Source organism: Aliidiomarina sedimenti, assembly GCF_003986955.1.
GTDB lineage: Bacteria > Pseudomonadota > Gammaproteobacteria > Enterobacterales > Alteromonadaceae > Aliidiomarina > Aliidiomarina sedimenti.
In genome coordinates this window covers 843958-857060 of the sequence record NZ_PIPN01000001.1, presented here as the reverse complement: position 1 = coordinate 857060, position 13103 = coordinate 843958, and the positions used below count along the sequence as shown (strand labels likewise).

The 13103-nt window shown below is 52.0% G+C and carries 12 protein-coding genes; 10 read left to right on the top strand and 2 right to left on the bottom strand.

Translation table 11 applies throughout. The annotated features are described in order from the left end of the window. Nucleotides 1-53: 53 nt before the first annotated feature. The 6 genes from CWE12_RS04165 (at nt 54) to greA (ending at nt 8126) form a co-directional block, all read left to right on the top strand. A complete protein-coding gene (locus CWE12_RS04165; RefSeq protein WP_126788385.1) occupies nt 54-896 on the top strand; it encodes a M48 family metallopeptidase in 843 nt (280 codons plus the stop codon). Nucleotides 897-995: 99 nt separating this feature from the next. Then, nucleotides 996-2243 (top strand): dicarboxylate/amino acid:cation symporter, encoded by a 1248-nt coding sequence (locus tag CWE12_RS04160; RefSeq protein WP_126788384.1) that lies wholly within the window; start codon nt 996-998, stop codon nt 2241-2243. A 61-nt stretch (nt 2244-2304) separates the two neighbouring features. Further along, nucleotides 2305-3108: a 4-hydroxy-tetrahydrodipicolinate reductase gene (gene dapB / locus CWE12_RS04155; RefSeq protein ID WP_126788383.1), complete on the top strand. Its 804-nt coding sequence runs from the start codon at nt 2305-2307 to the stop codon at nt 3106-3108. 139 nt (nt 3109-3247) lie between these two features. Further along, on the top strand, nt 3248-4414 hold the full coding sequence (gene carA, locus CWE12_RS04150; RefSeq protein WP_126788382.1) for a glutamine-hydrolyzing carbamoyl-phosphate synthase small subunit: 1167 nt from the start codon (nt 3248-3250) through the stop codon (nt 4412-4414). Between the two features lie 11 nt (nt 4415-4425). Then, the gene (carB, locus tag CWE12_RS04145) at nt 4426-7653 is read left to right on the top strand and encodes a carbamoyl-phosphate synthase large subunit (protein ID WP_126788381.1); all 3228 of its coding nucleotides are present in this window, start codon (nt 4426-4428) and stop codon (nt 7651-7653) included. Further along, nucleotides 7650-8126, top strand: coding sequence for a transcription elongation factor GreA (gene greA / locus CWE12_RS04140; RefSeq protein WP_126788380.1), 477 nt, complete (start codon nt 7650-7652; stop codon nt 8124-8126). Before carB ends, greA begins: the two co-directional genes overlap by 4 nt. Nucleotides 8127-8179: 53 nt before the next feature. On the opposite strand, the gene CWE12_RS04135 is transcribed toward greA, so the two are convergent. After that, nucleotides 8180-8455: a helix-turn-helix domain-containing protein gene (locus CWE12_RS04135; RefSeq protein ID WP_126788379.1), complete on the bottom strand. Its 276-nt coding sequence runs from the start codon at nt 8453-8455 to the stop codon at nt 8180-8182. 79 nt (nt 8456-8534) lie between these two features. Between CWE12_RS04135 and CWE12_RS04130 the strand changes: the two genes are divergently transcribed. Next, nucleotides 8535-9065 (top strand): helix-turn-helix domain-containing protein, encoded by a 531-nt coding sequence (locus CWE12_RS04130; protein WP_157981920.1) that lies wholly within the window; start codon nt 8535-8537, stop codon nt 9063-9065. An 84-nt stretch (nt 9066-9149) separates the two neighbouring features. On the opposite strand, the gene yhbY is transcribed toward CWE12_RS04130, so the two are convergent. Beyond that, nucleotides 9150-9446 carry a ribosome assembly RNA-binding protein YhbY gene (gene yhbY, locus CWE12_RS04125; RefSeq protein WP_126788377.1) on the bottom strand — a complete coding sequence of 99 codons (297 nt, stop codon included), beginning with the start codon at nt 9444-9446 and terminating at the stop codon, nt 9150-9152. Between the two features lie 126 nt (nt 9447-9572). Between yhbY and rlmE the strand changes: the two genes are divergently transcribed. From rlmE to folP, 3 genes are all read left to right on the top strand, one after another. After that, nucleotides 9573-10199: a 23S rRNA (uridine(2552)-2'-O)-methyltransferase RlmE gene (gene rlmE, locus CWE12_RS04120; RefSeq protein ID WP_126788376.1), complete on the top strand. Its 627-nt coding sequence runs from the start codon at nt 9573-9575 to the stop codon at nt 10197-10199. A gap of 54 nt (nt 10200-10253) precedes the next feature. Then, nucleotides 10254-12206, top strand: coding sequence for an ATP-dependent zinc metalloprotease FtsH (gene ftsH, locus CWE12_RS04115; protein ID WP_126788375.1), 1953 nt, complete (start codon nt 10254-10256; stop codon nt 12204-12206). A gap of 79 nt (nt 12207-12285) precedes the next feature. Continuing rightward, a complete protein-coding gene (gene folP / locus CWE12_RS04110; protein WP_126788374.1) occupies nt 12286-13098 on the top strand; it encodes a dihydropteroate synthase in 813 nt (270 codons plus the stop codon). Nucleotides 13099-13103 lie beyond the last annotated feature (5 nt).

Here is a 13103-nt window from a genome sequence, read left to right as displayed (position 1 = left end):
TTTTTAAGGGTTTATCATATACTTCAGACACGGCTTAAACGTGAAGGAATAGCATGAAATCTATTGTCTCTAAACTTACTGTTTCGGTGCTCGCGCTCGGTATTGTGGCAGCTTGCAGTACCTCACCGACCGGACGGTCACAGCTGAACCTGTTGTCGTCATCACAACTGAATCAAATGGGTGCTGACTCCTGGAATGAAATTCGCCAGCAGGAAGCGCTTTTGCAGGACGCCGAGGCCGACCGCTATATTCAGTGTATTACCGATGCTTTGGTCGAAGTCCTGCCAGAGGAGTACCAGATTGACAGCTGGGAAGTCGAGATCTTTGATTCGGAGATGGTCAATGCGTTTGCCTTGCCTGGTGGCTACATTGGAATGTATGTCGGCATGATGCGGCTGGCTGATAACCAGCATCAGCTGGCTGCAGTGATGGGCCATGAAATCGGTCATGTGATGGCGGAGCACAGTAATGAGCGGGTGTCACAAAACCTGCTGGTTACCGCAGGCTTGCTGGGCGCTGATTTTGCCTTTGCTGACCGCTCTCCGCAGCAGCGCAGCCTCATTATGGCGGGGCTTGGTATTGGCGCCCAGGTCGGCTATATGCTGCCATACAGCCGCCGGCACGAGTCTGAGGCTGATGAAATAGGTATGGAGCTGATGGCGGATGCAGGTTTTGACCCCAAGGAAGCGCCGAAACTGTGGCAAAACATGCAGGCGCTTGGTAGCGGAGGGACACCGGAGATGCTATCGACTCACCCGTCGCCTGGCTCACGTATTGATGCCCTCAACGAACAGCTACCCTCGGTGATGCCGGCTTATGAAGCTCGTCTGGCGGAGCGTGCGGCGCCGACCTGTAAGGCACCGGAGTGGGCACACAAAGAAAAGCCTGAAGCCTGAACTTTTAGTTATATCAAAGAACAACACGTGCTTGTTGCAAAGCCGCCGCCTGACTTAAGGTGGCGGCTTTGTTGTGTTTGATAACTAAGGAAAAGGCTCATGTTAAAAGCCTGGTTGGCAATTCCATTCTGGCAGCGTGTGCTGGGCGGTTTTTTACTGGGTGCTGCACTGGGGTTTTTTAGCCCTGCAAGTGGTATCGCGATGCAGCCTTTTGGACAGCTGTTTATTCAGGCCATTCAGATGCTGGTGGTGCCGCTAATTTTTTGTGCCATTGTCAGCGCTATTACCAGTTTGCAACAGCATCACAACATGGCACGGCTGGCCAGCAAAACGGTCTTTCTTTTTGTGTTGACCGCATTGATAGCCAGCGTTATCGGCCTGGCGGTGGGAACCTGGGTTGATCTGGCACCGGCTATGGAACTGACTGCTAGTGAAGTCGTTGAGCGTGATATTCCTCCGTTTAGCCAGATCCTGTTAAATCTGGTACCGAGCAATCCGTTTGCGGCTATGGTGGAAGGAAAGGTACTGCAGATTATTGTGTTTGCAGTGCTGGTTGGCATTGCCATCAACCAGCTTGCCGGAAAGGCGGAGCCTGCGCGCGCCTTTTTCCAGTCGGGTGCGGAGATTATGTTTCAGCTCACCCGTCTGGTACTTGAGTTAACCCCGCTTGGTGTGTTCGGATTAATGGCCTGGGTGGTCGGCTCCTTTGGTCTGGAAACCCTGTTACCTTTGGGTAAGTTCATTTTTGCAATGTATCTGGCCTGCATCATTCATATCGTGCTGACCTATGGCCTGCTGGTACGCTATGGGGCGAAACTCAAGCCGTGGCAGTTTCTGAAGGCGATTTTTCCGACTCAGGTGGTCGCCTATTCGACATCCAGTAGTTACGGGACGCTGCCTTCGACCCATAGCACCGTCACTGAACGCTTGGGTGTGGATAAACATTATGCGAGTTTTTCATTGCCGTTAGGGGCGACCATTAACATGGACGGGTGTGGCGGTATTTACCCGGCAATCGCCGCTATTTTCATTGCTCAGTTGTATGGGATCCCGCTGGGTGTGGTCGAATACGGAATTATTATGGTCACCGCTACCATTGCGGCCATCGGTACTGCGGGCGTACCTGGTTCGGCGATGGTCATGCTGACAGTTACCCTGACCGCGGTTGGCCTGCCACTGGAAGGCATTGCCTTTATCGCAGCGGTGGACCGTTTGATTGATATGATGCGAACCGCCACCAATGTGACTGGTGATATGGTGGTCACCAGTGTGGTTGCGCGATCTGAAGGGTTGTTACAAAGCGACGCCGAGGTCACGGAAGACAGCGCGCTTTCATTTGAAAAATGAATTGGTAAACTGCGTTCAGTAGCGAACAATCGCGAACCACTAACAAACAGGATAAAACAGAATGAAAATAGCCATCATCGGCGCGTCCGGACGTATGGGCCGACAGCTCGTTGAGCTTGTCGCAGAGTCGACCGATGCACAGGTATGCGCAGCCGTTACGCACAAAGCGTCGCCAGCCCTGGGCCAGGATGTCGGTCTTTACAGTGGCATTGCAGAGCTGGGCGTAACCTTTACCGATGATGTGCAGGCGGCCGCCAAAGCGGCTGATGTGATGATTGATTTCAGCTTACCCGCAGCGCTGGCTGATAACCTGATAGCCGCCGGACAACAACAAACACCAATTGTGGTTTGTACCACTGGCTTGAATCAACAACAACATGCTGACCTTAAGGCAGCTGCCGGACGAACGGCAGTGCTCTATGCTGCCAATACCAGTCTGGGTGTTACCCTGCTGCTTAATCTGGTGCGTACAGCGAGTCAGGCGCTGGGCAACCGCTGTGATATCGAAATCCTCGAAGCCCATCACACTGCGAAACGGGATGCGCCATCCGGCACCGCTCTGGCATTGGGCGAAGCTGCGGCGGCGGGTCGCGGGCAACGGCTGTCTGAGGTGGCTGAATATCAACGCAACCACAATGACACCGCCTATCAGCCAGGCAGCATTGGATTTGCTACATTGCGTGCCGGCGACATCGTCGGCGAGCACACTGTCTATCTGGTGGCGGGTGGCGAACGGCTGGAATTGACCCACCGCGTAGCCAGCCGCAAAACCTTTGCTGAAGGTGCTTACAACGCAGCAGCCTGGTTAAAGGGGCAAAAGGCAGGCTTTTATAGCATGAACCACGTCCTTGGGCTGGACGCATAGCGCATAATTCTGTAGACTATTTACAATTTGTCGGGCGCATAAGAATTACGTGGTCGCGCAAAGAAACTTATGCATAGTTCATGCAAAACGGGGGAGTCAACTTATTGATTTACCCGTTTTTTTATGTTCGGAGGTTACCTTGAGCATTATTGCGAGAAAAGCCGCGCGGAAAGCGATTCTGGTTCTCGCTGACGGCTCCGTTTTCCATGGCACTGCCATTGGAGCGACGGGACAAGCCGTTGGTGAAGTAGTTTTTAATACGGCCATGAGTGGCTACCAAGAAATTTTAACAGACCCCTCCTACGCAGAACAGATCGTTACCCTGACTTACCCCCACATTGGCAATTACGGCACCAACGCCGAAGATATCGAATCTGACAAAGTATGGGCCAAAGCACTGGTCATCCGCGACCTTCCTCTTCTCGCCAGCAACTTCCGCTCTGAACAATCCTTAAGTGACTATTTAAAAGCGAATCAGGTGGTTGGTATTGCTGATATCGATACCCGTCGTTTAACCAACCTGCTGCGCTCGAAAGGCTCAATGAATGGTTGTGTGGTCGCTGTGGAGAGTGGTGCAGAGGCGGACGTTGAGCAGGCATTAGCGGCTGCAAAAAGCTTCCCGGGTTTAAAAGGTATGGATCTGGCGAAAGAAGCCAGCTGTAAAGCCGCGCATCCGTGGACCGAAACCAGTTGGAAGTTGGGCAGTGGTTACGGTACGCAAACCAATACCGATTTTCATGTGGTCGCCTATGACTACGGGGTTAAGCTGAATATTCTGCGCATGCTGGCAGACCGTGGTTGTCGTGTCACCGTGGTACCGGCACAAACCTCTGCTGAAGATGTGCTGGCGATGAATCCGGATGGTGTGTTCTTGTCCAACGGACCGGGTGACCCAGCCGCCTGTGACTACGCAGTGACTGCGATTAAAACCTTGCTAAGTAAAAACATTCCGTTATTTGGTATCTGTCTTGGCCATCAGTTGCTGGCGCTGGCAATGGGCGCTAAGACCGTCAAGATGCCGCATGGTCACCATGGTGCCAACCACCCGGTACTCGATATAGAGAAGGGCGTGGTTATGATCACCAGCCAGAACCATGGCTTCGCGGTTGACGAAGAGACGTTGCCGGCAACCTTAAAGGCGACTCATAAGTCGCTGTTTGATGGCACGCTGCAGGGGATTCAGGCAACGGACCAGCCCGCGTTTGGCTTTCAGGGACACCCGGAAGCGAGCCCGGGGCCGCATGATGCGGAGTCGTTGTTTGATAACTTCATTGATTTAATGCAGACCCACCAGGTTACCCAATAGGAGTTGCTGGCATGCCAAAACGTACAGATATAAAAAGTATCCTGATTATCGGTGCTGGCCCTATTGTGATTGGCCAGGCCTGTGAATTTGATTATTCCGGCGCGCAGGCGTGTAAAGCCCTGCGTGAAGAGGGGTACCGGGTCATTCTGGTGAACTCGAACCCGGCTACGATCATGACCGACCCGGAAATGGCGGATGTAACCTACATCGAACCTATTCATTGGGAAGTGGTTGAGAAAATCATCCAGATTGAAAAGCCTGATGCGATTTTACCGACCATGGGCGGTCAGACAGCGTTGAACTGTGCGCTGGAGCTGGATGAAAACGGTGTGCTGGAAAAGTACGGCGTGGAAATGATTGGCGCGACTGCCGATGCGATAGATAAAGCAGAAGACCGTGACCGCTTTGATAAAGCAATGAAGTCGATTGGCTTAGAAACGCCGCAGGCAGAAATTGCGACCAGCATGGAACAGGCGTTCGATGTGCTGGAACGGGTTGGATTCCCAGCCATCATCCGTCCGTCGTTTACCATGGGCGGCAGTGGTGGCGGTATTGCGTATAACCGCGATGAATTTGAAGAAATCTGTTTGCGTGGCCTTAAGCTCTCGCGCACCAATGAGCTGCTGATCGATAAGTCGCTGATCGGTTGGAAAGAGTACGAGATGGAAGTGGTTCGTGACAAAAATGATAATTGCATCATTGTGTGTACGATTGAGAACTTCGATCCTATGGGTGTGCATACGGGAGACTCTATTACAGTCGCACCGGCACAGACCCTGACCGACAAAGAATTTCAGATTATGCGTAATGCGGCGATGGCTGTATTGCGTGAGATCGGCGTCGAAACGGGCGGCTCCAATGTTCAGTTTGGGGTGAACCCGGATACTGGCGACATGGTCATCATTGAGATGAACCCACGGGTCAGCCGTTCCTCTGCGCTGGCGTCGAAGGCGACAGGCTTCCCGATTGCTAAAGTGGCGGCGAAACTGGCAGTTGGCTACACCCTGGATGAACTGGCAAACGAAATTACCGGTGGCGTAACGCCAGCCTCATTTGAGCCGTCGATTGATTATGTCGTGACTAAAATCCCACGTTTCAACTTCGAAAAATTTGCCGGCGCCAATGACCGCCTGAACACGCAAATGAAGTCAGTGGGTGAGGTCATGGCGATTGGTCGTAACCAGCAGGAATCGCTGCAAAAAGCCTTGCGTGGCCTTGAACTTGGCTACAGCGGCTTTGACTCACTGGTTGATTTGAAGGACCGTGATGCGTCCAGAGCGACGATTATCCGCGAACTTAAAGAGCCGGGTGCTGAGCGTATCTGGTACATCGGTGACGCGTTCCGCTTCGGCATGAGCGTCGATGAGGTCTTTGAGTTGACTAAAATTGACCGCTGGTACCTGGTTCAAATTGAAGAAATCATTCAACTTGAACAGGAAATCTCTGAGATCGGACTGTCAGCGCTGGATGCCGATAGTTTGCGTTTACTCAAACGCAAAGGCTTCGCTGACGAGCGCCTCGCCTATTTGCTGGGTGTCAGTGAACAGGAAGTGCGTAAGCGTCGTGAATACTTCAAGATTTTCCCGGTGTACAAGCGGGTGGATACCTGTGCGGCTGAATTTGCTTCAGAAACTGCGTATATGTACTCAACCTATGATGAAGAGTGCGAAGCGCGGCCCACCGACAGAGAGAAAATCATGGTGATTGGCGGTGGTCCGAACCGGATCGGCCAGGGCATCGAATTTGACTACTGCTGTGTGCACGCTGCGTTGGCCATGCGTGAAGATGGTTATGAAACCATTATGGTCAACTGCAACCCGGAAACCGTGTCGACCGATTTCGATACCTCAGACCGTCTGTATTTTGAACCTATTACTCTCGAAGACGTGCTCGAAATCGTGCGTATCGAGAAGCCTAAGGGCGTTATCGTTCAGTATGGTGGGCAGACCCCACTGAAGCTGGCGCGTGCGCTGGAAGCGAACGGGGTGCCAATCATAGGTACATCACCGGACTCGATTGACCGTGCTGAAGACCGTAAGCGGTTCCAGAGTGCGGTTGAACGTTTAGGGCTGAAGCAACCAGAGAACTCCACGGTGACGAATTTCGACGAAGCGATGACCGAGTCGCGTCGGATTGGATACCCGTTGGTAGTGCGCCCATCCTATGTGCTGGGTGGCCGGGCAATGGAAATTGTTTATGATGAACAGGACTTGCGCCGTTATCTGACCGAAGCGGTGAAGGTATCAAATGACGCGCCTGTACTGCTGGACCGCTTTCTCGATAACGCTGTCGAGGTTGATATCGACGCTATCTGCGATGGCGAAACCGTGCTGATTGGTGGCATTATGCAGCATATCGAAGAAGCGGGTGTGCACTCCGGTGACTCAGCCTGTTCATTGCCCCCGTATTCACTGAGTGATGTGATTCAGGCACGGCTCAGAGAACAGGTACGTAAACTGGCTTTTGAGTTGAATGTTCGTGGCTTGATGAACACTCAGTTTGCGGTTAAAGAAGATGATATTTACCTGATTGAAGTCAATCCGCGTGCGGCACGGACGGTGCCATTTGTGTCTAAAGCGACCGGTGTGCCACTGGCCAAAGTTGCGGCGCGGGTCATGGCTGGTCAGAGCCTTAAACAACAGGGCTATACCAAAGAAGTGATTCCGCCTTACTACTCGGTCAAAGAAGTGGTGGTGCCGTTCGCTAAATTCCCGGGTGTGGATCCAATCCGTGGCCCGGAAATGCGCTCAACCGGCGAAGTTATGGGTGTTGGCGAGAGTTTTGAAGAAGCCTATGCCAAGGCCAACCTTGGTGCAGGGCAGGCATTACCGCGCAAAGGAAAAGCATTATTGTCAGTGCGCGAAGCGGACAAGAAACGGGTCTCTGATTTGGCTCGTGGCTTATTATCGCTCGGCTTTGATGTGGAAGCGACGCGCGGTACCGGCGCCTATTTGCAGGAACAGGGTATCAAGTGTTCCATTGTCAATAAGTTGCAGGAAGGGCGCCCGAATATTGTCGACTCGATAAAGAATGGCGAATACAGCTATATCATTAATACGGTGGAAGGCCGTCAGGCAATTGCTGACTCTGTCTACATTCGACGTGAAGCACTGTTGAATAATGTGATCTACACCACCACGTTGAATGCAGGCTTTGCTACAGTTAAGGCACACACCGTGAATGACAGAGCGCGGGTTAGCTCTGTTCAGGATTTACATAAGAGGGTTATGGAAGGATGAATCAGATCCCAATGACTGTGGGCGGCGCGGAAGCGCTGCGCACTGAATTAAGACGTTTAAAGCATGAGGACCGCCCACGCATTATTCAGGCGATAGCGGATGCCCGTGAGCACGGTGACTTAAAAGAGAATGCTGAATACCATGCTGCACGTGAACAGCAAGGGTTTTGTGAAGGACGGATTCAGGAAATTGAAGCCAAACTGTCCAATGCTCAGATCATCGATGTGAAGAAAATGCCAAATACCGGCAAGATCGTATTCGGCGTCACGGTGACACTCTACAACACCAGCACTGATAAAGAAGTGCGCTATAAAATAGTCGGTGACGATGAAGCAGATATTAAAAATAATCTGATTTCAGTTAACTCACCGCTGGCGCGCGCGATGATAGGCAAAGTGGCTGATGACACTGCGGTGGTGACAACGCCAAGTGGTGAAGTCGAGTACGAAGTGGTTGCCGTTGAGTACCTGTAGACAATCATTGTAACCAAGTAAAAAACCCGCATATCGATGCGGGTTTTTTTGTTTTAGTCTTGCGCGAGTTTTGCTTTGAGTTCGGCACGCTTCGCCGCCCGTTGGTCAACGGACGGGTCAGCAACGCCATGATAGGCGGGGATATCGGGGAATACCGTCTCTACCGGGATGCCGAGTGCTTTAGCAATCGCATGGGCCACCAGCGCCGAGCGTGCCTTGCGTGAAACCACCTTGGATACCAGAGACGGGCTCTTGCCAATGACTTCAGCGAGTAGACTGAAGTCATAACCTTTGTCCGCAAGTCCCTTTTTTATTTGATCTTTTTGCATTTATGTAATTACATATGAGTTCAAAGTGAGTTCACAAATGAATTCACTCGAATATAAAATAATGTTCAAACGAAAACTTATGACAAATAAAACACAAGCCCCCAGTAAAAGCAAGGTTGTCGAGCCGACACTGGACGAATACATGGAGCGTTTAAGCCGTTTGTCAGGTGAGAGCAAACCCGCAGCTATTCTTCGTTGGATGGGGGTGAGTGCGTCCAGTTACTCAAACTGGAAACGGCGGGGCACTATCCCGTATAAAACGCTGGTCAATGTGCTAATCGAACGGCGTATTTCGCTGAACTGGTTTTTTGCCCCCTATGCCAAGCTTGAAGTGCCGGTAATCAGAGATGCAACGCTGCAGGAGGGGACCCAGACTTATCTGCAGCGGCAGCAGCGGGAAAAAGGTTCAGAACGCGAACAGGTGATCAAGGCGTATAGTGATTGTCGGGCGATTCTTCAGCGTAATAACGCGCAGCCAAGTGAAAACAACATGCGGCTGATGATCGATTTGTATCTTGCCGTCGGCGAACGAGTGGTGCAAAAAGAAATGGTGCTGGAGCAACTGGCGCAGAGTTTATCGACCATTGGCAATAACCCTGATGATGTTTGATGCAAGCGCGCTAGAGTAGGCTAGAGGGATAATGAAGCGATCGTAGCGAAGAAGCCCCAGACCTGAATCGGCCGGGGCAACAGACTAACCGCGTGGAAGTTTAATGACCGGTTCTTCTGCCGGGCGATAGAGGACCAGCGTCTTACCTATGGTCTGCACAAATGCAGCCTCAGTCTCACGACAAATTGCTTCAGCAACTGCGTTACGGGTCTCACGGTCATCGGCAGGTACTTTAACCTTGATCAGTTCATGATGCGCTAACGCACCGTCAATTTCAGCCACCACACCTTCGGTAAGGCCATTCGCCCCCATCAATACCACTGGCTTCAATGGGTGGGCTAACCCCTTCAAATACTGTTTTTGCTTGTTGGATAAGTTCATGCAGTGTCGTTTCCTGTTAATTTACCTGGGAAATGGCCTGCGAATTACCGGTTTCCCTTGAATTTAAGGTATTCTAACGCCATCTAGTGATGTGAGCCAGCGATAGAAGAGGTCTTTAGTACCGAAATGGGAAAAAAACGGACAGCCAGCAGTCAACGCTGGCTAAAAGAGCACTTTGATGACAAGTATGTGCAGCAGGCGCAGAAGCGCGGGTTGCGTTCCCGCGCGGTGTTTAAGCTGGAAGAAGTGCAGCAACGCGACAGAGTCTTAAAGCCGGGGCAGACCGTGGTTGACCTGGGCGCGGCCCCGGGAGGCTGGTCTCAGCTGGTGGTTGATGTGCAGCAAGGCAGCGGCCAGGTGATTGCATGCGACATTCTGCCGATGGATCCGATTGCCGGGGTCGACTTTCTCGAAGGGGACTTTCGCGACGAACTGGTTTTGAACGCCTTGTTAAACCGGATTGGCGGCGCCAACGTAGATGTATTGTTGTCTGATATGGCGCCCAATATGAGTGGCAACCAGACTGTTGATCAGGCCCGTTCGATGTATTTAGTAGAGCTGGCACTGGATATGTGTAAGCACGTGTTAAAACCGAATGGAAGTTTTGTGGTCAAAGTATTTCAGGGTGAAGGGTTCGATCCGTTTCTGGCCGATGTCAGAGCGGCTTTCAAGACCGTTAAAGTACGTAAACCAGATTCGTCGCGGGCAAGGTCCCGCGAGGTCTTCCTGGTGGCGACAGGGTACAAATTATAGTAGGCTTGGCTACCAAGGCTATTTAAAAGCGAACAAGGTAATGAGGTAACAGCGTTGAGCGATATGGCGAAAAATTTAATCCTCTGGTTAGTCATCGCGGTGGTGCTAATGAGCGTCTTTCAGGGTTTCAGCCCAGGGACAGGTAGTACACCGACATATGACTACACCACATTCGTGCGTGAAGTAAACCAGGGCCAGATCCGTGAAGTGACGATTGATGGCCGGGTTATTACGGGCGTCGATAGCAGTAACCAGCCGTTTAAGACTGTTATGCCAATGCAGGATCAGAAGCTGGTTGATGAACTGATCGAACGTAATGTCACCATGAACGTGAAAGAGCCAGAGAGTCCAAGTATTCTTGGCACTATCTTTATTTCCTGGTTCCCGATGCTGTTGCTGATCGGTGTGTGGATTTTCTTCATGCGTCAGATGCAAGGCGGTGGCGGCCGTGGGGCGATGTCCTTTGGCAAAAGTAAAGCCAAGCTCATGGGCGAAGACCAGGTCAAAACCACGCTTGCTGACGTAGCAGGCTGTGACGAAGCGAAGGAAGAAGTCGGCGAACTGGTTGATTACCTGCGCGACCCGACCAAGTTCCAGAAACTTGGTGGCCGTATTCCGACCGGCGTACTTATGGTGGGTCCTCCGGGTACCGGTAAGACCTTGCTGGCGAAAGCAGTTGCCGGTGAAGCAAAAGTCCCATTCTTTACCATTTCAGGTTCTGATTTCGTAGAAATGTTTGTCGGTGTCGGTGCCTCTCGTGTCCGTGACATGTTTGAGCAGGCGAAGAAGTCAGCACCTTGTATTATCTTTATTGATGAAATTGACGCGGTCGGCCGTCAGCGTGGCGCAGGCCTGGGTGGCGGTCACGATGAACGCGAGCAGACCCTGAACCAGATGCTGGTTGAGATGGATGGTTTCGAAGGCCATGAAGGTATTATCGTCATTGCTGCTACCAACCGTCCGGATGTGCTTGACCCTGCGTTATTACGACCTGGTCGTTTTGACCGTCAGGTGACCGTTGGACTGCCCGATATTCGCGGTCGTGAACATATTCTTAAAGTTCATATGCGCAAAGTTCCGCTTGGGGACGATGTTGAACCAGGGGTAATTGCCCGTGGTACACCAGGTTTTTCCGGGGCAGATCTGGCCAACCTGGTCAATGAAGCAGCGTTATTTGCTGCGCGTGAAGACAAACGCACCGTCAGTATGAGTGAGTTTGAAAAAGCTAAAGACAAGATCCTGATGGGCTCTGAGCGTAAGTCAATGGTGATGAGCGAGTCAGAGAAAGAAATGACCGCGTATCATGAAGCGGGCCATGCCATTGTCGGGCGAATGGTGCCAGAGCATGACCCTGTTTATAAGGTGTCTATTATTCCGCGTGGCAGAGCGTTGGGTGTGACCATGTACCTGCCTGAGCAGGACCGGGTCAGCCATAGTAAGCAACATCTGGAAAGTATGTTGTCGAGCCTGTTTGGTGGACGTATTGCTGAGCAGGTGATTTATGGCGATGACAGAGTCACCACCGGCGCGTCGAATGACATTGAACGGGCTACCGATATTGCCCGTAAAATGGTCACTCAGTGGGGCTTGTCGAGCAAGATGGGGCCGCTGTTGTACGCTGAAGAGGAAGGTCAGGTATTTCTTGGCCGCTCGGTCGCACAGAATAAGCAGATGTCCGATGAAACTATGCGTTCTATCGATGCTGAGATCCGCTCGGTTATAGACCGCAACTACTCTCGTGCGAAGCAGATCCTGGAAGACAACGTGGATATTCTGCATGCAATGAAAGACGCATTGATGAAGTATGAAACCATTGATGCAGCGCAAATTGATGATCTGATGGCTCGTCGTGAAGTGCGTCAACCACAGGACTGGCAGGACGTTGATAGTGGAACACCGCCTTCAGGCCCGACTTCAAGCGATGGCAAAGAGAAGCCTCGCGGTAAGTCGGACCATCCCGATGGGTCACTGGATTTAGATAATCCGGACGGCTCTCCGGCGAAATAGTTATCAAGCCCCGTTTTGCGGGGCTTTTTTTTGACAGTTTTTTATAGTGATTGATGGTACTTCGATAACGAGATAGCGCATGCGAGACAAACAGACGTTAACAGCGGTAATGGGCATTCTGAACGTAACCCCGGATTCATTTTCGGATGGTGGACAATTTAATCATATCGACGACGCATTGAGGCGTACCGAGCGCATGCTCGATGAAGGGGCAAGCTGGATTGATGTCGGCGGAGAATCAACCCGGCCGGGTGCAAAGGATGTCGCACTGAATCAGGAGCTGGACCGGGTCATTCCGGTTATAGAAGCTATTCGGCAGCGTTTTGATACCCGTATTTCCATTGATACCAGCAAAGCGGGTGTAATGCGCGAAGCGGTCAACGCGGGTGCAGCTATGATTAACGATATTCGTGCCCTGCGCGAATCCGGCGCGCTGGAGGCGGCTGCCGAGAGTAAGGCACTGGTGTGCTTGATGCACATGCAGGGACAGCCGCGCAGCATGCAGGAGGCGCCGGATTATGATGATGTGGTGTGTGAGGTTAAAGACTTTTTGCAGCAGCGTATGGAAGCCTGTCAGCAGCACGGGATTGAGAAAGAGCGTCTGCTGCTTGACCCAGGCTTCGGTTTTGGTAAGACTGTGCGTCACAATTATCAACTGCTACAACGCCTGCAGGCGTTCCACGAACTGAATGCGCCGCTGTTGATCGGGCTGTCGAGAAAGTCGATGCTTGGGGCTGTGACGGGTCGCAGCGTCGATGAGCGCCTTGCCGCGAGCATTGCCGGGGCAACCATTGCGTCGATGAAAGGGGCGCAGATTATTCGTGTACATGATGTAGCAGCCACCGTGGACGCCATTAAGGTGGTTCAGGCGACGTTAACCGGGGAGTATTAGTTACA